Below are 21,324 nucleotides of genomic sequence, written 5' to 3'. Positions count from 1 at the left end.
CCGCCAATACAGTGGCGGGGGTGAAGAGTTGACGGGGTTGTTCCGCTACGCCCCCGCACTCCCCCTTCTGTACGTCTTCATGCCCTCGCGATTCCTGCGCTCCCTCATGCCCCCGCGTTCTCCTTGACGGTGATCCGGCCCTTGCGGATCGTCGCGAGTCGCGGGGCCTTCTTCGCGATCGACGAGTCGTGGGTGACCATGATGAAAGTGAGCCCGTACTCCTTCCACATGGCTTCCAGTACGTCCATGATCTCGTCGCGCATGGACTCGTCGAGGTTTCCTGTGGGCTCGTCGGCGAGCAGTACCTTGGGCTGCTTGACCAGGGCGCGGGCGATCGCGACGCGCTGCTGCTGACCGCCGGAGAGTTCGGCGGGCAGATGGCCGAGGCGCTCGGCGAGGCCCACCGACTCCAGTGCCGCGGCGGCCCGTTCGCGCCGCTCCTTCGTCTTCACACCGAGGGGGACGAGAGCGGTCTCGACGTTCTCCTGGGCGGTGAGCGTGGGGATCAGGTTGAAACTCTGGAAGACGAAACCGATGTTCTCGCTGCGCACTCGGGTCAGCTTGGCCTCGGACAGTCTCGCCATGTCCGTGCCGTCGAGTTCGACGCTGCCGGAGGTGGGACGGTCGAGTCCGCCCAGCATCTGGAGAAGGGTGGACTTTCCGCCGCCGGTGGGGCCCTGGATGACGAGCCGGTCCCCGGACCCGATGGTCAGATCGACGCCGGCGAGCGCGTCGACGACTTCCTTGCCCCGCGTATAGCGCTTGGTGACGCCTCTGAGTTCGTACATGGTGCAGCTCCTGGGATACGTGAGTACGTGGGGGCCGGGCTATTCGACGCGACGCAGGGCGTCGGCGGGGCGCAGCCGGGAGGCACGCCAGCCGCCGAAGGCGCCGGCGACGAGCCCGCCGGTGACGGCGAGGGCGACCGCGACGACGATGGTGTTCAGGCTGACGGGCGCGGTGAGCGCGACGTCGAGGGCCTTGCTCGCGGTCTGCCGGCCGGGGCCGCCGAAGACGCCGCCGCCCGGACCGCCGCCACCGGGGCCGCCGGATCCGCCGTTCGAACCGCCCAGCTCCGCCTGGAGGGTGGGGCTGATCTCGGTGACGACGTACGCGCCGGCGAGGCCGATCGCGATGCCGAGGGCGCCGCCGACCAGGCCGTTGACGATGGCCTCGCCGACGACCTGGCGGGTCACCCGGCCCGACTTCCAGCCGAGCGCCTTGAGGGTTCCGAACTCGCGCACGCGGCGGGAGACGGCCGAGGAGGTGAGCAGGCCGGCCACCAGGAAGGCGGCGACGAGCACCGCGATCGACAGCCACTTGCCGACGTTCGAGGCCAGGTCGGAGGCGGTGGACAGGGAGCCGGAGACGGTGTCGGCGAGGTCGGCGGAGGTGGTGACCGTGGTGCCGGAGATGTTCTTCTGGATGGTGCTCTTGACGCTGTCGATCTGCTGCGAGTCGGACGCCTTGACGTAGATCGTGGTGACCTTGTTCTTGGAGTCGCTGAGCGTCTGCGCCTGCTTGAGCGGGATGTAGAGGTTGGCCGCCGCGTCACCGCTGTCGGGCGTCGCGATGCCGATGACCTCGTACTTGACCTTCTTGATGGTGACGGTGCCGCCGACCTTGAGCTTCTTCTCCTTGGCGTACGACTTGTCGGCGACGACGACCTTGGCGTCGGTCTCCGAGGTCTTGAAGGTGCGTCCGCTGGTGATCTTCGAGGAGGTCAGCGGGCCGAGGGCGGGCTTGGTGACGTCGGTGCCGTAGACCGAGTAGTTGTTGACGTCGAAGTCGGCGCCGCCGCCCTCGACGCGGCCCTGCGGGGGCTGCTGGGTGCCGGGGCCGCCGCCCTGCCGGTTGCCGCCGGAGTCCGGGTCCTGCTTGAACTGACCGCGCGTGAACTGTCCGTCGATGCGGATGACTTGCAGGCTCAGGCCGCCGACGGAGTCCGCGACGCCCTTCTGCGCGTCGACCTTGGAGACCGTCGAGGCGGACAGGGTCTGGAAGCCCTGCACCATGACGCGATCGCTGCTCTGCTCCTCGTCCGAGTCGCTGTCCCGGGCGTCGAAGTTGAACCGCGGGCGCTGGCTGGAGCCGGTCGCGGGCGCCGCCGCCTTGGTGACCGTCATGTCCGTGCCCAGTCCGTACAGCGACTGGAGGACCTTGCCCTGCGCCTTCTCCATGCCGGAGGACACGGAACTGACCACGATGACCAGGGCGATGCCCAGGGCGAGTCCGGAGGCGACGACGAGGGCCGCCTTTCTGCGGCGGCGCAGTTCGCGCCTCAGGTAGGTGAAGAACATGGCCGCAAGGTAGGTACGGCGCGTGATGAAGGGATAAGGCCGAAATAAGAGAACGATGAGAAGGCTGTGCCGGGCCGTGAGAAGAGCTGTGCGTCGGCCCGGAAGCCTGTGCGAGCGCGCGGCCCGGGGAACGCGAAGGCGGCGGCGACCCGTGGGGGTCGCCGCCGCCTCGGCGGGTTCAGCGGGCTCAGACGGCCGAGCCGGCCTTCCACGCCGTCCAGTTCAGGTTCCAGCCGTTGAGGCCGTTGTCCGGGGCGATGGTCTTGTCGCCGGTGTTCTTCACGACGACGACGTCACCGATGAGCGAGTTGTCGTAGAACCACGCGGCAGGGGTGTTCTTGTCGCCGGCGCCCTTGGTGTCGGACAGGCCGACACAGCCGTGGCTGGTGTTCACCGCGCCGAAGATGGACTTGGCGCCCCAGTAGTTGCCGTGGATGAAGGTGCCGGAGTTCGACAGACGCATGGCGTGCGGCACGTCCTTGATGTCGTACTCGCCCTTGCCGTCGTCGTTCGTGAAGCCGACGGTCGAGCCGTCCATCCGGGTCTCCTTGAACTTCTCGGAGATCACCATCTGGCCCTGGTACGTCTTGTTCTCGGGGGAGCCCGCCGAGATCGGGATGGTCTTGATGGTCTTGCCGTCCTGGGTGACCTTCATGGTCTTGGTCTTGGCGTCGACGATCGAGACCTGGTTGCGGCCGATCTTGAAGGTGACCGTCTTCTGCTGCACGCCGTAGACGCCGCTCGCGCCCTCGACGCCGTCGAGGTCGAGCTTCAGGGTCACCGTGGAGCCGCCGGTCCAGTAGCTCTCGGGCCGGAAGTCCAGACGGTTGGCGTTGAACCAGTGACCGACGACCTCCTGGCCGCTGCTGGAGGAGACGGTGATCCCCTTCTGCACGGCGGCCTTGTCGGTGATCGCCTTGTTGAAGTTGATCGAGACCGGCATGCCGACGCCGACGGTGGAGCCGTCCTCCGGCGTGAAGTTGCCTATGAAGCTGTTGGCCGGGGAGACCGTCGTGAACGAGGCGTTCTCGTGGGCGGTGCGGCCCTCGGAGTCGGCGGCCTCGGCGGCGATCTTGTAGGTGGTGGCCCGCTGGAGCTGGCCGGTGGGCTTCCAGCTCTTCTTGTCGGCGGATATCTGGCCAGCGACCGCGGTGCCCTCCGCGGTCTGCATGGTGACGGACGTGAGCGTGCCCTTGCTCACCGTGACCGCGGTGCCGTTGTTGATGGAGGCGTTGTCGGAGCCGTCCTTGGGCGTGATCTTGATCTGGGCCTCTGAGGTCTTCTTGGCCGCCGCCTCGTCGACCTTGGCCTGCGACGAGCTGTCGCTGCCGCCGTCGCCGTCGGCCTTGGCGTTGCCGTCACTGCAGCCAGAGAGCACCAGAACACCGCCGAGCAGTGCGGACGCGGCCATCAGGCCCCTGCGCCGCTTACTGTCCGTCATCACACGCTTCTCCATCGTCGCCGAATAACCAAATGTCTCTAATGGCCCCGCAGGAACCATCAACGCTACGACCGGTTCGTCCCGTTCCACACCCGTCGGAAGTGTGGGGCACACCACGTTCGGACAAGCGCCGGGTGGTGCGGATGTGGTCAGTGCGTCTGCTGAGACGAAGAAACCCCGGACGGCGGTTGCCGCCCGGGGTCACGTTTCCCCAAGCCGCGTCAGCCGAGCGTGTCTTCCTCGTCGTCCTCGTCAGCATCATCCTCGTCGAGGTCCCAGTCGGGCGAATCGGGGTCGTATTCGATGGGCTCGCTGCTCCACGACGCCTGCGCGAGCTCGATCCCGGGCACTTCGCTGACCAGGTCGAACGGGTCCACCAGATAGGCGAGGGCCTCGGCCGTGTCTTCCGTCACCGCGTTCTCGGCGTGCGCGCGCTCGTCCGCGGGCATGTCGGTGTCCCCGGCGATACGCCGCAGCGCGGCCTTGGTGACGGCGTCGGCGTCGTCGATCTCCAGCACGAGTTCGACACGAAGCCGTACAAACTGTGATGTCTCAGGAGTACTCATGGGACGGAGCGTAAGGCCCAGGGGTTGCGCGACTTTCCCACGACCCGCGCCTTTCATTAGCATCGCCCCACACGGCCAATTCGCCCGCGCCACAAGGGGATCGATATTTCGTGTCCGCCGCACGTCGATCGTTGCTGACCGCCACCGCAGCCGGGACCCTCCTGGGTGCCCTGTGGTTCGTCCCGTCCGCCAACGCGACCCAGGACCAACCCAGTCCGGGCGCCTCGGCGTCGGCCACCGTGACGACGACCCCCGAGGCGCGCACCGCGACGGACCCGGACACGCAGTCCGACGGGACCCACACCCAGCTCGCCGACACCGGAAGCGTCGACACGACGCCGTACGTCGTCGGCGGCACCCTCTTCCTCGCCCTGGGCGCCGGATTCGTGACGTACTCGGTGCGCCGCGAGCGCACGATGGCCTGCTGAGCGCAGTACTCCGGTCCGGACCGACCCACGGGGAATCCATGCGAGACCTGACCGAGCTGACCGACGTCGAGGAGCCCTCCTGGCCGCTCCTGTCCGAGGCACTCGCCGCGAGCGGGGTGTCCATGGACGTCCTGCCCGCGGACCCGGCGCTGGGGCGCGCCACCCTGCTCCAGCTCCAGGTCACCGCGCGGTCCTGGCTGGGCGGTCTGGTGCTCAACTGCGGTGGCCTGGTGCTGGACAGCGGCTGGCTGCGCATCTACGGCAGCCCGGCCGCCGACACCTCCACGGGACTGCCCGGCGCGTCGGCGGACCTGCCGAGCCTCGCCGAGGTCAACGAGTTCCCCGAGCGGTTCGACCCGTCCTGGCGCCCCGCGAACGGACTCGTCGTCGGCCACGACGTGCTGGGCGGGGTCTTCCTCGTCAACGGCGCCGACCCGGAAGCGGCGGGCCGCCCCGGACGCCCCGGTGAGATCGTCTACTTCGCGCCGGACTCGCTGCGCTGGGAGGCCCTCGAAGTGGGCCACGGGGCGTGGCTCGAATGGTTCCTGCGCGAGGGCACCGACCGGTTCTACGACACCCTGCGCTGGCCGGGCTGGCGTGCCGAGTCCGGCCTCCTGGGCGGGACGCAGGGCCTCTCCGTCGTCCCGTTCCTGTGGTCGGCCGAGGCCCGACGCGACCTGCACTCGACCAGCCGTCGCGCGGTGCCGCTGGCCGAAATCCTCCAGCTCCACCGGGACTTCGCCCTGAAGCTCGACAAGGTCGACCCCGGGTTCTTCGGCAGCCCCTGACACCGGTCGGGACACGGGGCCCGCGGGCGGTGCGGCGCCGCTCCCCCGGCGAGGCTCGGCTCGGCCGGGCGGCTCGCCGAGACGGCCCGGCGGCCCGAAAGCCGTCGTGCACGGGCCGCCACCGCGTCACCGCGGGGCGCGGCACCAACTGCCCCGCCCCGGGGCCTCGAACGGGCTTCCGCGGGCGCGCTACGCGGCCCTGCGGCCGCCGCCGTCCCTGCCTCCGCCGTCCCTGCCGCCACGGCCCGCGCCACCGCGGTTCTGCCCGCCGCGGCCGCGACCGCCGCCGCTCTGCGCCACGGCCTCCTGGCCGCGGCCCGTGCGGCGTCGCGGAGCGCGCCCGGCGCCGTCCGTGCGGGCCGAGCCCGTGCCGCCCTCGGCCGTCGTACGGCGCCCGCCGCCGTCACCGGAACCGCCGCGGCGTCCCGTGCCGGTACGGGTCCTGCCCCGCGGCTTCGGCTGCTCGGCGGGCTGCGGCACCTCGATGACCACGGGGACACCGGAGGGCTCGCGGGCTCCGGTCAGACGGGTCAGCTCCTCGTCGCCGGACCTGACACGGGCGGTGCGCGGGCTGATGCCGGCGTCGGCCATCAGCCGGGTCATCTCCCGCTTCTGCTCCGGGAGTACGAGGGTGACGACGCTGCCGGACTCGCCCGCGCGCGCGGTGCGTCCGCCGCGGTGCAGGTAGTCCTTGTGGTCGGTGGGCGGGTCCACGTTGACGACCAGGTCGAGGTCGTCGATGTGGATGCCGCGGGCCGCCACGTTGGTGGCGACCAGCGCGGTGACCTGGCCGTTCTTGAACTGGTCGAGGGTGCGGTTGCGCTGCGGCTGGCTGCGCCCGCCGTGCAGCGCGGACGCCCGAACGCCGTTGGCGAGCAGCCGCTTGGTGAAGCGGTCGGCGCCGCGCTTGGTGTCGACGAAGAGGATCACCCGGCCGTCGCGCGCCGCGATCCGCATGGCGACGGCCTTCTTGTCGGTCTCGTCGGCCACGTGCAGCACGTGGTGCTCCATGGTGGTCACCGCGCCCGCCGACGGGTCGACGGAGTGCACCACGGGGTCGGTGAGGAACATCCGCACGAGACGGTCGATGTTCTTGTCGAGCGTCGCCGAGAACAGCAGCCGCTGGCCGTCCGGCTCGACCTGCCGCAGCAGCGCCGTGACCTGCGGCAAAAAGCCCATGTCGGCCATCTGGTCGGCCTCGTCGAGCACGGTGATCGCGACCTGGTCCAGGACGCAGTCACCCCGCTCTATGAGGTCCTTGAGGCGGCCCGGAGTGGCCACCAGCACCTCGGCGCCGCGGCGCAGCGCACCGGCCTGGCGGCCGATCGACATCCCGCCGACGGCCGTGGCGACGCGCAGCTGGACGGAGGTCGCGTACGGCGTCAGCGCGTCGTCGACCTGCTGGGCCAGCTCGCGGGTGGGCACCAGGACGAGGGCGAGCGGCGCCCTCGGCTCGGCACGGCGGCCCGCGGTGCGCGCCAGCAGGGCGAGCCCGAAGGCCAGCGTCTTGCCCGATCCCGTACGGCCGCGGCCGAGGACGTCACGGCCCGCGAGGGAGTTGGGCAGGGTCGCGCCCTGGATCGGGAAGGGCTCGGTGACACCGTTCGCGGCGAGGGTCTTCGTCAGCGCAGCGGGCATGTCCAGGGCGTCGAAGGAGTCGACGGCGGGCAGTGCGGGCGTGACGGTCTCGGGCAGGGAGAACTCCTGCGGCGGCGTGACCGGGCGGGTCGCGCCCCTGCCCGCACCACGGCCGGCGCCGCGGCTCGCGTTCCGCGCGGCACCACCCGTCCGAGCCGCACCGCCGGACCTGGCGGAACCGCCGGTCCTCGCGGAACCGCCGCTGCGTGCCGGGCCGTCGGACTTCGCGCCACTGTTCTGCACGGCGCCGCCGCTCCTCGTGGCGCCGCCGTTCTGGGCGTCGCCACGTGCGCGCGTCGGCCGCTTACGGGCGGGACGTTCGGATCGAGTCATGCTGGATCTGGTTTTCCTTCCTGGGCCCCACGGACTGCACGCTCCGAGCCCGTCCGCGGACGGGCGTTCACAGCACGAGCCGGGGCCCGCACCCGAAGGTGCGGGCCCCGGCTCTGGAAAAGCGCGTCCCCGAATCAGGCGGGGATGATGTTCTCCGCCTGCAGGCCCTTCTGGCCCTGCGTGACGTCGAACGAGACCTTCTGGCCCTCCAGCAGCTCACGGAAGCCGGAGCTCGCGATGTTGGAGTAGTGGGCGAAGACGTCGGGGCCGCCGCCGTCCTGCTCGATGAAGCCGAAGCCCTTTTCCGAGTTGAACCACTTCACGGTTCCTGTAGCCATGTTGTTCTCCCGAACAGGTAAGGGTCCCATCCGGAGATGCACCGGAAAAATGCCGGAGATGCCGGTAAAACAAAACGCGCCTGCGGAAGATTCCGATCAGGCGCACAAAGTAAATGGGTACCAAAACGTATCAATGCGAGACCCTAGCACACCGGGGAGGGCAGCCCGGTGCGGAGGGGTGCCGGCGGACGGCGCCCCTCCGCGTGCCACGGGGTCCGCTACTGGAGCGGACCGGTCACCGGCTCCACGGCCGTCAGCACCCCGCCCGCGCGCACGAACGCGTCCGCCGCCTCCAGGTCGGGGGCGAGGAAGCGGTCCGGCCCGGGGCCCTGGACGCCGGCCGCGCGGACGGCGTCGATGACCGCCTGCGTCGCGGGGGCCGGGGCCAGGCCTTCACGCAGCTCGATCGCGCGGGTGGCGGCGTACAGCTCGATGGCGACGATGCGGGTCAGGTTGCCCACGGCGGTGCGCAGCTTGCGCGCCGCGGACCAGCCCATGGAGACGTGGTCCTCCTGCATCGCCGAGGACGGGATGGAGTCCGCGGACGCCGGGACGGCGAGGCGCTTCATCTCGCTCACCAGGGCGGCCTGCGTGTACTGGGCGATCATCAGGCCCGAGTCGACGCCGGCGTCGTCCGCGAGGAACGGCGGCAGGCCGTGCGAACGGTTCTTGTCGAGGAGCCGGTCGGTGCGGCGCTCGGCGATGGAGCCGAGGTCGGCGGCGGCGATCGCGAGGAAGTCGAGTACGTAGGCGACGGGGGCGCCGTGGAAGTTGCCGTTCGACTCGACGCGGCCGTCGGGCAGCACGACCGGGTTGTCGACCGCCGAGGCCAGCTCGCGCTCGGCGACCGTGCGCGCGTGGGCGAGGGTGTCGCGGCCCGCGCCGGCGACCTGCGGCGCGCAGCGCACGGAGTAGGCGTCCTGGACGCGCGGGGCGTCGTCCTGGTGGTGCCCGGTGAGTTCCGAACCCTTCAGCACGGCCAGCATGTTGGCGGCGCTGGCGCCCTGTCCGGGGTGCGGGCGGATCGCGTGCAGTTCGGGCGCGAGGACCTTGTCGGTGCCGAGCAGCGCTTCGAGCGAGAGGGCGGCCGTGACGTCGGCCGACTTGTACAGCGCCTCCAGGTCGGCGAGGGCCATGACCAGCATGCCGAGCATGCCGTCGGTGCCGTTCAGGAGGGCGAGTCCCTCCTTCTCGCGAAGCTCCACGGGGGTGATGCCGTGTTCGGCGAGGAGCTCGCCGGCGGGGCGGACGGTGCCGTCGGGGCCCTCCGCGTCGCCCTCGCCCATGAGCGTGAGCGCGCAGTGGGACAGCGGCGCCAGGTCGCCGGAGCAGCCGAGCGAGCCGTACTCGTGAACAACCGGGGTGATGCCGGCGTTCAGGATGTCCGCCATGGTCTGCGCGACCTCGGGGCGTACGCCCGTGTGGCCGGAGCAGACGGTCTTGAGCCGCAGGAACATCAGCGCGCGGACGACCTCGCGCTCGACGCGCGGGCCCATCCCGGCCGCGTGCGAGCGGACGATGTTGCGCTGCAGCTGGGCGCGCAGCTCCCGGCTGATGTGCCGGGTCGCGAGGGCGCCGAACCCGGTGGAGACGCCGTAGACGGGCTCCGGCTTGGCCGCCAGCGCGTCCACGATCTCGCGGGCCGCGGCGAGGGCCGCCACCGCCTCGCCGGAGAGCTCGATCCGGGCGTCGTCGCGCGCCACGGCAAGAACGTCGGACGCGGTCACCCCGGACGTCCCCACCACCACAGTGTGCATATCCATATTCAGGAGCGTACGCAGTGAATTCGTTGATGTCACTAGTGGGTGCCGGGTTGACCCCTTACTCCGGCGAACGTCACAGCGGACCTCCGGACGTCCGGGGCAACCCGGTCCGCGACGGCGGGCAGGTCAGGGGCGCAGCTGATGGCGTCCGCGGAAGCGGCGGCGCTCCCCCTCGGTGGGTGACGGAGCGTCCGCGAGCTGTACGACCGGGTCGTCGGGGCCCTCGCGCCCGGCGACGACGGGCCGTGCCGCGCGGACGGCCTTGGCCCGGTACTGGGCCGCGTCCGCGAGCCGGAACAGCCGGCGGGCGGACCGTACGGGCCCGATCGCCTCCTCGGTCGAGGCGACCCCGCACGCCACACCCTCTCCAAGCTCCAACTCGGCCGCACGGCGGCACAGTTCGTCGGCGATCCGGACCACGGCGGCCGCCGGCGGGCCCACCGCCAGCAGACAGAACTCGTCGCCGCCGAGGCGGGCGGCCAGGGTCCCCGGAAGCATGGCCCCGCACAGGGACAGCACCGACCCGAACCGTTCGAGGAGCCGGTCGCCGACCGCGTGCCCGCGGGTGTCGTTGACGCGCTTGAGCCCGTTCAGGTCGCAGACCACGAGGCTGACCACGACACCGTCCTTCTTGTACTGCTCGACCGCCTCGTCGAGGCGCATGTCGACGGCACGGCGGTTGGCGAGCCCGGTGAGGGAGTCCGTGAACGCCAGCCGCCGTGCCTCCTCCAGGCGTTCGGTCTGCGCTATCCCGGCGGCGACGACGGAGGCGAGCACGGTCGCGAAGTCGGCGTCGGCCCGGTCGAAGACCGGAGTACCGGCGGAGCGGGCCACGTACAGCTCGCCCCAGGCCCGGCCGTGCAGGACGATCGGGGCGACCACGCAGCAGCCGCGCCCCCGTCGGCGCAGTGCGGCGACGCGCTGGTGGCAGTACCCGGCGCCGCCGCCCGCCGGGCCGTCGGCGGTCTCCACCCAGGCGTTCGGGCCACCACCGCCCGCCCAGCGCTCGTGCAGGAACTCGGTGATCTCCGGGAACTGGTGCACCGGATAGGACTCCCCGTCCGGGAACTCGGCCTCGTCCGCCGCCCGGTCGCCCACGTTGGCGAGCACCCTCAGCCGCCCGAGCTCGCGCTCCCACACGGAGAGCGCGGCGAAGTTTCCGGCCAGCGCGTGGCACGCGCCGAGGGCCGCGGCCCGCCACGACTCGCGCGGGGTGCGTGCCGCCGCCATCCCCTGCGCCAGCTCCACCACGGCCTTCAGCCGACTGTCCTCACCCATCACCCCAGGCTAGGTAAAAACATGGCATTTAGGGACATTGATACGGCGAACAGGGGTCCGAGGGGGCGGGCACCGCCGGAAGGGACCGGAAGGGGAGCCCGGCGGGAGCCGCCCGGAGCGCCGGAGGGAGTCGCCGGAAGGGGGCCGGCGCGAGCCGCCCGAGACGTCGGAGGGAGCCGCCGGAAGAGGCGGGGAGGCTCCGGCGGGAGCCCTGCCGGGCGCCCCGCCGGACAGGCGCCGGCAGGCCCTTTCACTCGCCGGGCCACTGCGGGGCGCGCTTCTCGTTGAAGGCCGCCACGCCCTCGGCCCGGTCCCCCGAGAAGGCGACCGACCGCCACGCGGAGTCCTCGACCTCCAGGCCCGCACGCAGGTCCAGGCCGTGACCGAGCCGCAGCGCCCGCTTGGCCGCGCGCAGACCGACGGGAGAGTTCGCGGCGATGCGCGCGGCGAGCGCGAGGGCCTCCGCCGTGTCCCGCCCCGCCTCCACCAGTTCGTCCACGAGGCCCAACTCCCGCGCCTCGGCCGCCTCCAGGCGCCGCGCCGAGAAGATGAGCTCGGCCGCGCGGGCCGCGCCGACCCGCCGGGGCAGCAACTGTGTGCCGCCGCCGCCGGGGATCACCCCGACGGACACCTCGGGCAGCCCGACGACCGCCGTGCGGTCGGCCACGATCAGATCGCACGACAGCGCCAGCTCGAACCCGCCGCCCAGCGCGAAGCCGTGCACGGCCGCGATGGTCGGCATCGGCAGCTCCAGGACACCCGTGTACGCGGCCCGCGCCACCGGACGCTGCCGCACCAGGTCGGCGTCGGTGAAGGAATTGCGCTCCTTCAGGTCGGCGCCGACACAGAAGGCCCGCTCATGGGTGGACGCGAGCACCACCACGCGTACGTCCCGGTCGGCGGCGAGCGCATCGCAGGCCCCGGCGATCGAGCGGGCCATCTCGGTGGACACCGCGTTCATGGCCTTGGGCCGGTCGAGGGCGAGCTCGGCGACGTGCCCGTGCCGCCGTACGGCGACGAACTCCCCGAACCGCCGTTCGTCGACCTGCTCCGTCGTCGACTCCGGCCCCTGCTCCGCCATGACGCCCTCCCGGTTAACGTGGGTTAACAACCGACGCCCCGATCATCGCAGCCGACGCCGCCCCAGGAAACCCGCTCCCCCGCCCCGTACGTCCCCGTTCGGGTGACATCCGGCCCAACTCCCGCCCATCGCGCGCGAACCGTGCATAACCTGCGCACCGCCACAGCGCTTCGGGGGGCGCGGGCACGTAGGGGAGGGACGACCATGACGAACGGCCATACGACAGACGTCGACAGGACCCGCCCGGAACCTCAGGCCGGCCCCACGAAGAGCAGCGCGCCACGGACCGGCCCCGCGCCGGCCCGCACGACAGATCCGGCTCCTTGCGGAACGGCCCCGGCCCCCACCATCGCCGCGGCCCGACCGGACGACCTCACCCCCACACCCACCGACACGGCAGGGGACGCCACCCACGGGGCCGCGGACGACGGCGGGTCGTCGGTGGGCGGCGCGTCGAGGGCCGGCACGGACACCGACGGCACCCCGGAGAGCGATACGGCCGGCAGCGGCACCCCGGAAGGCGCCTCAGGCAGCGCTCGGCGCTCCGGAAGCGGTGGTGGCGGCACGAAGGGCGGCCCGGTCCGGTCCGCCCCCGTGGCGGACGGTGCCCGCGGGACCCGCACCGAGCCCTCGGGGCCCCGCCCTCGCGAGGGGGCGCCGAAGTCCGGGGACGCGGCCGTCGCGCCCGGGCGGTTCCGCCCCGTGCGGGGCCGGCACCGCAGGCCGCGGCCGAGGCGCGTGCTCTTCGCCGTGGGGGGACTCGCGCTCGCCGCGGGGGTGCTGAGCCTCGCGCGGGTGGCCCCCGACTCGGTGATCGGGGGCGGCGGGAGCGCGGAGGCCGAGCCGCGCGCGGGGAACGCCACCGACCCCGCGGGCTCGGCGGGGTCCGCCGTCACCACGGTGGAGGCGGTGCCCTCTGCGCGATCGACCGCCGCCACGGCGTCCGGCGTGATGGGCGGTGCCGCCACGACTCCGGCATCGGACGACAGCGGCACTCCCACGGCGCCCCCGACGACGCCCTCGGCCGTCCCGACGACACCGTGGCCCCACGGCAGTGCCGTCGCGAGCGACGCACCGGGCGCGACGGGCATCCCCTCGGTGCCGATGACCACCCCGCCGCCGCGGGCGACGACCGCCCCGGCCACTCCGACGCCGGGCGCCAGCAGTCACGCCCCGGCGCCGCGGCCCGAGCCGCCAGGCGTGTGCGTCCCGATCGTCGGCATCTGTGTGCACGGGCTGTCGGCGCCCGGCCTCCCGGGTCTGCCCGGATGAGCGGCCGACGGCCGGCCGGTGCCCCGGTGTCCGGCCCGCCGCGACGACCGGCCTACGGCCCGGCCGGTGCGCGGATGCCCAGGACTACGACTCGGTGTCCCGGCGTGCGAGCAACCACGGCTCGATCACACCGAGGCCACGCACCGGGCGCTGCCACATCGGCTGGAGGGCGAAACGGTAGGTGGGCGGTTCCTCGCCCTCCTTCTCGGCGGTGGCCGCGGCCTCGGCGGCCTCCGCCTCGGAGGCCGGGGCCTCCCCGGTGCGGATCAATTCCTCCGCGAACGCGCCGTCCACCAGGACGGCGTCGCGCGGTGCTATCGACGTGAGCCGGCTCGCGAGGTTCACGGTGGTGCCGAACACGTCGCCCATCCGCGTGGTCACCGTGCCGAAGGCGATGCCGACGCGCAGCTCGGGCATCGTCTCGTCGTGCGCCATCGTCTCGATGAGCCGCAGCGCGATCTCGGCGGCGATCCCGGCGTCGTCCGCCGCGTACAGCACCTCGTCGCCGAGGGTCTTGATGAGGCGTCCCCCGTGCGCGGCCACCAGGTCGGCCGCAGTGGTCTCGAAGGCCTCGACGAGCTCGCCGAGTTCCTCCTCCTCCATGCGGCGGGTCAGCCGGGTGAAGCCCACGAGGTCGGCGAAGCCGACGGCGAGGCGCCGGTCGACCATCTCCTCGTCGTCCGCCGCCTGCACGACCCGGCCGGTGGCGGCGGCGAGCTGGCGCCGCCAGACGTAGACGAGGAACTCCTCCAGCTCGGGCAGGAGCAGCTCGATCAGGGGGTACGTCACCTCGGTGCGGGTCATCCCCGGTTCCGGAGGCTCCGTGAGGCCCTCCAGGAAGGAGTCGATCTGCCACTCGGCGAGACGGGCCGTGGTCTGGCCGGTGGAACGGGCGACCTGCACTGCCATGGCCTCGCTGAGCAGCCCCGCCTCGACGAGACCGGCCAGGCGCCGCAGGGCGAGCACGTCCGCCTCGGTGAGCGCCTTGGCCTGCCCGATGTCGGCGAAGCCCATGGCCCGCCAGAAGCGGGACGCCAGCTCCATGGAGACACCGGCGCTGCGGGCTGCCTGGAAGGGCGTGTAGCGGCGCTCCGCGCCGAGGATGAGCCCTTCCAGGCGGAGCGCCAGGGGGTCCTCGCCGTCCTCGGGCTCGGCGGGGAGGTCCATGCGGCCGTTCAGGTCGGTACGGGCGTCGGGGCCCGTGTCGGACCCGGCGTCCGGCCGTGTCCCGGGCCGGGCGTCGGCCGGCGAGGGCGACGCGTCGGTGACCGGCCCGGCGGTACGGCCCGGCTCGCCGTCAGGGGCGGGCCGGGCGCCCGCGTCGGAGCCGGTGTCGTCGACGGTCACGCCTGCTGCCCTTCCGATCTGCCGAGGTCAGATATCGGCCGCGCTCAACTCTACGGCAGGTGTGCGCTGGCTCACTCCCGACGCCGGGACCCAGGTCGGGAGGTTTCCACGGGCACCGTCCCGGCCGGGGGTTTTCGGCCGCCGGGGCTCCCTACGCGGGCCGCAGGTGCACCACGTCGCCCGCGCCGACGGGCTGCTGCACGCCCGTTTCCGTGGCGATGACCAGCCGGCCGTCCCCGTCCAGGGCGACGGCCTCGCCGGTGATCGAGCGGTCGCCCGGCAGTTCGGCGCGGACCACTCGTCCGAGCGTCGCGCACCCGGCGGCGTACGTCTCCTGGAGACCGGATGCGACGGGGTCGCCGGCGGCGTCGCGCCACCGCAGGTACCAGTCCTCCAGGGACCGCAGCACGGCCCGCAGCACGGTGTCACGGTCCGTGCTCACCGCTCCCGCGAGCGCCAGCGACCCGGCCCCCGGCACCGGCAGTTCGTCCTCGCGCAGGGTGACGTTGATGCCGATGCCGACCACGACGGAGTCCGTCCCGGCGCGCTCGGCGAGGATGCCTCCGGCCTTGCGTTCCTCCCCGTCGACGGTCACCAGCAGGTCGTTGGGCCACTTGAGTGCCGTGTCGACGCCGGCGGCGCGGGACAGCCCGGTCGCGACGGCGACGCCGGTGAGCAGCGGCAGCCAGCCCCAGCGCTCGACGGGGACCCCGGTGGGCTTGAGCAGGACGGAGAAGAAGAGGCCGGAGCGGGCGGGCGCCGTCCAGCTGCGGTCGAGACGGCCGCGCCCGGCGTTCTGTTCCTCGGCGACGAGGACGGCGCCCTCGTCCGCCTTCCCGTCGCCGGCCAGGGCGACGAGGTCGGAGTTGGTGGATCCGGTGCGCTCCACCACCTGGACATCGCGCCACAGGCTGCCGTGCTCGCCTTCGCGGACGAGCGCCCGGTTCAGGGCGGTGGCGTTCAGGGGCGGTCGGTCCAGGTCGGACCACCGGTTGTCGTTCGCGTCTGAAGCATCTCGCGGCGTCATGCAACCCACCCTAGGTGTGGTAAACGCCGCACTGCTGAACGGTAGGCACGCCACTACGCTACGGATGAGTAGCAAGTCCCCCTTCTGAGCACCTCACCCTCACGTCCCCCTAGAGCAGGCAGGGAGCCGCATCCCGATGTCCGAGCCGGAAGAGCTGCAACACCCCGACATCCACACCACCGCGGGCAAGCTCGCGGACTTGCAGCGCCGCATCCAAGAGGCGACGCACGCCGGCTCGGAGCGCGCCGTCGAGAAGCAGCACGCGAAGGGCAAGCTGACGGCCCGTGAGCGCATCGAACTCCTGATGGACGAGGGGTCCTTCGTCGAGTTCGACGAGTTCGCCCGGCACCGCTCGACCGACTTCGGGCTGGAGAAGAACCGTCCCTACGGCGACGGCGTCGTCACCGGCTACGGCATGGTCGACGGCCGCCCCGTCGCCGTGTTCTCGCAGGACTTCACCGTCTTCGGCGGCGCGCTCGGCGAGGTCTTCGGCCAGAAGATCATGAAGGTGATGGACTTCGCGCTGAAGACCGGCTGCCCGGTCATCGGCATCAACGACTCCGGCGGCGCCCGTATCCAGGAAGGCGTCAGCGCGCTGGGCATGTACGGCGAGATCTTCCGCCGCAACACCCATGCCTCCGGCGTCATCCCGCAGATCTCGCTCGTGGTCGGCCCCTGCGCGGGCGGCGCGGTCTACTCCCCCGCCATCACCGACTTCACGATCATGGTCGACCAGACCTCGCACATGTTCATCACCGGCCCCGACGTCATCAAGACGGTCACCGGCGAGGACGTCGGCTTCGAGGAACTGGGCGGCGCCCGCACCCACAACGCCACCTCCGGCGTCGCCCACCACATGGCCGGCGACGAGAAGGACGCCATCGAGTACGTCAAGCAGCTCCTGTCGTACCTGCCGTCCAACAACCTCTCCGAGCCTCCCGCGTTCGCCGAGGAGGCCGACCTCGCCCTCACCGACGAGGACCGCGAGCTGGACACCATCGTGCCCGACAGCGCGAACCAGCCGTACGACATGCACGCGGTCATCGAACACGTCCTGGACGACGCCGAGTTCTTCGAGACCCAGCCGCTGTTCGCGCCGAACATCCTCACCGGCTTCGGCCGCGTCGAGGGCCACCCCGTCGGCATCGTCGCCAACCAGCCGATGCAGTTCGCCGGCTGCCTGGACATCGACGCCAGCGAGAAGGCCGCCCGCTTCGTGCGCACCTGTGACGCCTTCAACGTCCCGGTCATCACCTTCGTCGACGTCCCCGGCTTCCTGCCCGGCGTCGGACAGGAGCACGAGGGCATCATCCGCCGCGGCGCCAAGCTGATCTACGCCTACGCCGAGGCCACCGTGCCCCTGATCACGGTCATCACCCGCAAGGCCTTCGGCGGCGCCTACGACGTCATGGGCTCCAAGCACCTGGGCGCCGACATCAACCTGGCCTGGCCCACCGCCCAGATCGCCGTCATGGGCGCCCAGGGCGCGGTCAACATCCTGCACCGCCGCACCATCGCCGCCGCCGAGGACCAGGACGCCACCCGCGCCCGCCTCATCCAGGAGTACGAGGACACGCTCCTCAACCCCTACACGGCCGCCGAACGCGGTTACATCGACGGCGTGATCATGCCCTCGCAGACCCGCTCGCACATCGTCCGCGGCCTGCGTCAGCTGCGCACCAAGCGGGAATCACTCCCTCCGAAGAAGCACGGCAACATCCCCCTCTAGACCCCGATCGGACTCCTGGGAGCAGACATGACGATCAAGGTCGTACGGGGCAATCCGACCCCTGAGGAGCTGGCCGCCGCACTGGCGGTGGTCAGGGCGCGCGCCGCGGCGGCGGCCTCTGCCCCGTCGGGCGCGCGCCGCGAGCCGGACGCCTGGGCCGACCCGGCCCGGCTGGCGATGAGCCGCCTGCCGGCCCCGGGGCCGAAGGCGTGGGGCCGCACCTACTGGCCCGGCTAGGACGACGGCCCGGGGTTCAACCGGCCGGCGCGGGACGTCCCGGGCCGGCCGGTGGAACCCCGGGTCCGTGTCCCGTGAGCCCCCGGAAGTTGAGTACGCGTACTCAGGCGCCCGGCCCCCCGTCCGCCGCACGATCGGGGACATGCTGTGGTCCGACCCCGAGAACGAACCCCCCGAGGAACTCCGCGACATGCAGGAGATGTTGCGGCGCCTGGGCATTCTCGTGGCGCTGGCCATGGTGCTCGCGATGATCCTGCTCGGCGTGATGTGAGCCGCCCGGTCGGGCGGAGCGGACGGACACCGGCCGGCGGCCCGGACCGCGCCGATACCCTGAGCGCATGACCGATCAGCCGCGCCGCCGTCTCGTGCTGGCCTCGCAGTCCCCCGCCCGGCTCAACCTGCTGCGGCAGGCCGGACTCGCCCCCGAGGTGATCGTGAGCGGGGTGGACGAGGAGGCCGTCAGCGCCCCCACCCCCGCCGAACTCGCCCTCGCGCTGGCCGAGGCGAAGGCCTCCGTCGTCGCGGCCCGCCCCGAGGTGCAGGGCGCACTGGTGATCGGCTGCGACTCCGTCCTCGACCTGGACGGCCAGGCCCTGGGCAAGCCCGCGGACAGCGAGGAGGCCACCGCGCGCTGGAAGGCGATGCGCGGCCGGGCCGGAACCCTCCAGACGGGGCACTGCATCTACGACACGGCGGCCAAGCGCTACGCCTCGGCGACCGCGTCCACCGTGGTCCGCTTCGGCGAGCCCACGGACGAGGAGATCGCCGCCTACGTCGCCTCGGGCGAACCCCTCCACGTGGCGGGCGCCTTCACCCTCGACGGCCGCTCGGCGCCGTTCATCGAGGGCATCGACGGCGACCACGGCAATGTCATCGGCATCTCGCTGCCGCTCGTGCGCAGGCTCCTCGCCGAGCTGGGCGTCGGCATCACCGAGCTGTGGACGCCGCGGGAGAAGTGATCAGGAGGCGGAGGGGGCCGGAGGGGCCGCGACCGGGGCTCCTCCGCCGTTGTCTCCGTCCTTGCCACCCTCGGGCACGGCGTCGGCCGGACCGGCCGCCTCACGGCGGTCGTACGCCAGCAGGGTGAACACGATCAGCCCGAGCACGACCATCATGAAGGCGAACGCGCCCCAGCCCACGAGCCCCACCGTGAACGCGCCGAGCAGGCCGTGCACCACGGCGGCGCTGATCAGCAGGACACGCCCGAGAACGCGCGGTGCGCGGTCGCGGAGGGCGACCAGCAGGGCGGTGAGGGCACAGGCCGCGAAGTACAGGCCGAAGACCAGCCCGCCCACCTTCGACGACACGGACATCATGTCGGGGTCGAGCCCTGCCAGGGACATGTCCTGGCGGTCGACGACCACGCCGAGGAACCAGTTCAGCAGCGCGATGCCGATCGCCTCCACGAAGAGCACGATCGCCGTCACCCACGCCACCGGTCTGCGCACCACCGGTCCCCACCCACTTCCGCGTGCTGTTACTCCCAGTACGTCAAGACATCGCGAACGCTACTAACGGGTAAACCGCGGGACAAGAGGTCTGCGCGGGGCAAAGAATCATTGGGCCATTCGTAGGGACTCCACAAAGAAACCTTGTGGGCCGCAGCACGGAGTCACAGAGACCTTGACCACACCGGAGGGCTAGGGTTCAGGGAAGGATTCCAGCGTGCTGCGGTGCGACAAGGGATTTCGCGGGTCGGTCGAGCCCCGCATCACGCTCCGTGTGGGCAAGCTCACCACTGGGGACGGGTCGAAACGTCGTGTCGGCTGTCCCTAAACTCGGCTTGTTTCAAGGAGGGAGCCATCGTGCGCAAGGTGCTCATCGCCAACCGTGGCGAAATCGCTGTCCGCGTGGCCCGGGCATGCCGGGATGCCGGGATCGCGAGCGTTGCCGTGTATGCCGAACCGGACCGGGACGCTCTGCATGTCCGTGCGGCGGACGAAGCGTTCGCATTGGGCGGTGACACCCCGGCCACCAGTTACCTGGACATCGCCAAGGTGCTCCAGGCCGCCAAGGACTCGGGGGCGGACGCGATCCACCCCGGTTACGGCTTCCTGTCCGAGAACGCGGAGTTCGCGCAGGCGGTTCTGGACGCCGACCTGATCTGGATCGGCCCGCCGCCGCACGCCATCCGCGACCTGGGTGACAAGGTCGCCGCCCGGCACATCGCCCAGCGCGCCGGTGCCCCGCTGGTCGCCGGCACCCCCGACCCGGTCTCCGGGGCCGACGAGGTCGTCGCGTTCGCCCAGGAGCACGGCCTGCCCATCGCGATCAAGGCCGCCTTCGGCGGCGGCGGCCGCGGTCTGAAGGTCGCCCGCACCCTCGAAGAGGTCCCGGAGCTGTACGAGTCGGCCGTGCGCGAGGCCGTCGCCGCCTTCGGCCGCGGCGAGTGCTTCGTCGAGCGCTACCTCGACAAGCCCCGCCACGTCGAGACCCAGTGCCTGGCCGACACCCACGGCAACGTGGTCGTCGTCTCGACCCGCGACTGCTCCCTGCAGCGCCGCCACCAGAAGCTCGTCGAGGAAGCTCCCGCCCCCTTCCTGTCCGACGCGCAGGTGCAGGAGCTCTACTCCTCCTCCAAGGCCATCCTCAAGGAGGCCGGCTACGTCGGCGCGGGCACCGTGGAGTTCCTCGTCGGCAACGACGGCACGATCTCCTTCCTCGAGGTCAACACCCGCCTCCAGGTCGAGCACCCGGTCACCGAGGAAGTCGCCGGCATCGACCTGGTCCGCGAGATGTTCCGTATCGCCGACGGCGAGGCCCTCGGCTACGACGACCCGGAACTGCGCGGCCACTCCTTCGAGTTCCGCATCAACGGCGAGGACCCGGGCCGCAACTTCCTGCCCGCCCCCGGCACCGTCACCCGTTTCGACCCGCCGACCGGTCCCGGCGTGCGCCTGGACGCCGGCGTCGAGGCCGGCAGCGTGATCGGCCCCGCCTGGGACTCCCTGCTCGCCAAGCTCGTCGTCACCGGCGCCACCCGCGAACAGGCCCTGCAGCGCGCCTCCCGCGCCCTGGAGGAGTTCCAGGTCGAGGGCATGGCCACCGCCATCCCCTTCCACCGCGCGGTGGTCAAGGACCCGGCCTTCGCCCCAGAGCTGACCGGCACCACCAACCCGTTCACGGTCCACACCCGCTGGATCGAGACCGAGTTCGTGAACGAGATCAAGCCGTTCGCCGCTCCGGCCGACGCCGAGACCGACGAGGAGCCGGGCCGCGAGACCGTCGTCGTCGAGGTCGGCGGCAAGCGCCTGGAAGTCTCCCTGCCCTCCTCCCTGGGCATGTCGCTGGCCCGCACCGGCCTCGCCGCGGGCGCCAAGCCCAAGCGTCGCGCCGCCAAGAAGTCGGGCCCCGTCGCGTCGGGCGACACCCTGGCCTCCCCCATGCAGGGCACGATCGTCAAGATCGCTGTCGAGGAGGGCCAGGAGGTCAAGGAAGGCGACCTGGTCGTCGTCCTCGAAGCGATGAAGATGGAGCAGCCGCTCAACGCCCACCGCTCCGGCACCATCAAGGGCCTGTCCGCCGAAGTCGGCGCCTCCGTCACCGCGGGCGCCGCCATCTGCGAGATCAAGGACTGACCCGCGGCCACGGCCGCGGACAACAGCACAGCAGTACCGAACCCGGGAGCGCCCGGCGGACCGCATCGACCGGTCCGTCGGGCGCTCCGGTCCTTCCGGCGCCCGTCACCGTCCGGGCGTGCGGGTGCCGCCCGGGGCGACCGCCCGCGGGCGCCGATGGCATGCTGGACCGCATCCGCA

20 protein-coding genes are annotated in these 21,324 nt (G+C 72.0%); 8 read left to right on the top strand and 12 right to left on the bottom strand.

All coding sequences use genetic code 11. The features are described 5' to 3' along the window. Nucleotides 1–104 precede the first annotated feature (104 nt). The 4 genes from BKI49_RS23635 to BKI49_RS23615 all read right to left on the bottom strand — a co-directional run bounded on the left by BKI49_RS23635 (nt 105) and on the right by BKI49_RS23615 (nt 4,307). Nucleotides 105–788, bottom strand: a complete 684-nt coding sequence (locus tag BKI49_RS23635) for an ABC transporter ATP-binding protein (RefSeq protein WP_095936256.1) — start codon at nt 786–788, stop codon at nt 105–107. Between the two features lie 39 nt (nt 789–827). After that, entirely contained in the window at nt 828–2,300 is a 1,473-nt protein-coding gene (locus tag BKI49_RS23625; RefSeq protein ID WP_095936255.1) for an ABC transporter permease, read from the bottom strand. Nucleotides 2,301–2,487: 187 nt separating this feature from the next. Then, on the bottom strand, nt 2,488–3,756 hold the full coding sequence (locus tag BKI49_RS23620; RefSeq protein WP_095936254.1) for a L,D-transpeptidase: 1,269 nt from the start codon (nt 3,754–3,756) through the stop codon (nt 2,488–2,490). 206 nt (nt 3,757–3,962) lie between these two features. After that, the gene (locus tag BKI49_RS23615) at nt 3,963–4,307 is read right to left on the bottom strand and encodes a hypothetical protein (protein ID WP_095936253.1); all 345 of its coding nucleotides are present in this window, start codon (nt 4,305–4,307) and stop codon (nt 3,963–3,965) included. Between the two features lie 110 nt (nt 4,308–4,417). Here BKI49_RS23615 and BKI49_RS23610 point away from each other — a divergent pair, with 110 nt between their 5' ends. Then, entirely contained in the window at nt 4,418–4,735 is a 318-nt protein-coding gene (locus BKI49_RS23610; protein ID WP_257004924.1) for a hypothetical protein, read from the top strand. Nucleotides 4,736–4,773: 38 nt separating this feature from the next. Next, on the top strand, nt 4,774–5,523 hold the full coding sequence (locus tag BKI49_RS23605; RefSeq protein WP_095936251.1) for a DUF2625 family protein: 750 nt from the start codon (nt 4,774–4,776) through the stop codon (nt 5,521–5,523). 189 nt (nt 5,524–5,712) lie between these two features. Here BKI49_RS23605 and BKI49_RS23600 read toward each other — a convergent pair whose 3' ends face one another. The 5 genes from BKI49_RS23600 to BKI49_RS23580 all read right to left on the bottom strand — a co-directional run bounded on the left by BKI49_RS23600 (nt 5,713) and on the right by BKI49_RS23580 (nt 11,954). Further along, the gene (locus BKI49_RS23600; protein ID WP_257004923.1) at nt 5,713–7,494 is read right to left on the bottom strand and encodes a DEAD/DEAH box helicase; all 1,782 of its coding nucleotides are present in this window, start codon (nt 7,492–7,494) and stop codon (nt 5,713–5,715) included. 134 nt (nt 7,495–7,628) lie between these two features. Then, on the bottom strand, nt 7,629–7,832 hold the full coding sequence (locus tag BKI49_RS23595) for a cold-shock protein (protein WP_095936249.1): 204 nt from the start codon (nt 7,830–7,832) through the stop codon (nt 7,629–7,631). Between the two features lie 218 nt (nt 7,833–8,050). Beyond that, the gene (hutH, locus tag BKI49_RS23590) at nt 8,051–9,589 is read right to left on the bottom strand and encodes a histidine ammonia-lyase (RefSeq protein ID WP_095936248.1); all 1,539 of its coding nucleotides are present in this window, start codon (nt 9,587–9,589) and stop codon (nt 8,051–8,053) included. Nucleotides 9,590–9,721: 132 nt separating this feature from the next. Continuing rightward, nucleotides 9,722–10,873, bottom strand: a complete 1,152-nt coding sequence (locus BKI49_RS23585; protein ID WP_095936247.1) for a GGDEF domain-containing protein — start codon at nt 10,871–10,873, stop codon at nt 9,722–9,724. A 250-nt stretch (nt 10,874–11,123) separates the two neighbouring features. Further along, nucleotides 11,124–11,954 carry an enoyl-CoA hydratase/isomerase family protein gene (locus BKI49_RS23580; protein WP_095936246.1) on the bottom strand — a complete coding sequence of 277 codons (831 nt, stop codon included), beginning with the start codon at nt 11,952–11,954 and terminating at the stop codon, nt 11,124–11,126. Nucleotides 11,955–12,704: 750 nt separating this feature from the next. Here BKI49_RS23580 and BKI49_RS23570 point away from each other — a divergent pair. After that, complete coding sequence (locus tag BKI49_RS23570) at nt 12,705–13,226, top strand: hypothetical protein (RefSeq protein ID WP_257004922.1); 522 nt, start codon at nt 12,705–12,707, stop codon at nt 13,224–13,226. Nucleotides 13,227–13,310: 84 nt separating this feature from the next. On the opposite strand, the gene BKI49_RS23565 is transcribed toward BKI49_RS23570, so the two are convergent. Together BKI49_RS23565 and BKI49_RS23560 are read right to left on the bottom strand one after the other, a co-directional pair. Beyond that, nucleotides 13,311–14,405, bottom strand: coding sequence for an adenylate/guanylate cyclase domain-containing protein (locus BKI49_RS23565; protein WP_373557582.1), 1,095 nt, complete (start codon nt 14,403–14,405; stop codon nt 13,311–13,313). 319 nt (nt 14,406–14,724) lie between these two features. After that, complete coding sequence (locus BKI49_RS23560) at nt 14,725–15,600, bottom strand: biotin--[acetyl-CoA-carboxylase] ligase (protein ID WP_095936244.1); 876 nt, start codon at nt 15,598–15,600, stop codon at nt 14,725–14,727. Nucleotides 15,601–15,736: 136 nt separating this feature from the next. On the opposite strand from BKI49_RS23560, the gene BKI49_RS23555 reads away from it, so the two are divergent. From BKI49_RS23555 to BKI49_RS23540, 4 genes are all read left to right on the top strand, one after another. Beyond that, a complete protein-coding gene (locus BKI49_RS23555; RefSeq protein WP_095936243.1) occupies nt 15,737–17,329 on the top strand; it encodes an acyl-CoA carboxylase subunit beta in 1,593 nt (530 codons plus the stop codon). A 27-nt stretch (nt 17,330–17,356) separates the two neighbouring features. Continuing rightward, nucleotides 17,357–17,566, top strand: a complete 210-nt coding sequence (locus BKI49_RS23550; RefSeq protein ID WP_028802995.1) for an acyl-CoA carboxylase epsilon subunit — start codon at nt 17,357–17,359, stop codon at nt 17,564–17,566. A 142-nt stretch (nt 17,567–17,708) separates the two neighbouring features. Continuing rightward, on the top strand, nt 17,709–17,837 hold the full coding sequence (mmpB, locus tag BKI49_RS35960) for a morphogenic membrane protein MmpB (RefSeq protein ID WP_095936324.1): 129 nt from the start codon (nt 17,709–17,711) through the stop codon (nt 17,835–17,837). 67 nt (nt 17,838–17,904) lie between these two features. Next, nucleotides 17,905–18,525: a Maf family protein gene (locus BKI49_RS23540; protein ID WP_095936242.1), complete on the top strand. Its 621-nt coding sequence runs from the start codon at nt 17,905–17,907 to the stop codon at nt 18,523–18,525. Here BKI49_RS23540 and BKI49_RS23535 read toward each other — a convergent pair whose 3' ends face one another. Beyond that, a complete protein-coding gene (locus BKI49_RS23535; protein ID WP_095936241.1) occupies nt 18,526–19,017 on the bottom strand; it encodes a hypothetical protein in 492 nt (163 codons plus the stop codon). A gap of 354 nt (nt 19,018–19,371) precedes the next feature. Here BKI49_RS23535 and BKI49_RS23530 point away from each other — a divergent pair, with 354 nt between their 5' ends. Next, complete coding sequence (locus tag BKI49_RS23530; protein ID WP_095936240.1) at nt 19,372–21,144, top strand: acetyl/propionyl/methylcrotonyl-CoA carboxylase subunit alpha; 1,773 nt, start codon at nt 19,372–19,374, stop codon at nt 21,142–21,144. Nucleotides 21,145–21,324: the final 180 nt, after the last annotated feature.

It is taken from the genome of Streptomyces sp. Tue6028 (assembly GCF_002300165.1).
Classification (GTDB): domain Bacteria; phylum Actinomycetota; class Actinomycetes; order Streptomycetales; family Streptomycetaceae; genus Streptomyces; species Streptomyces siamensis.
The sequence above is the reverse complement of the archived record's forward strand: the minus strand, read 5'-3'. Positions and strand labels throughout refer to the sequence as shown.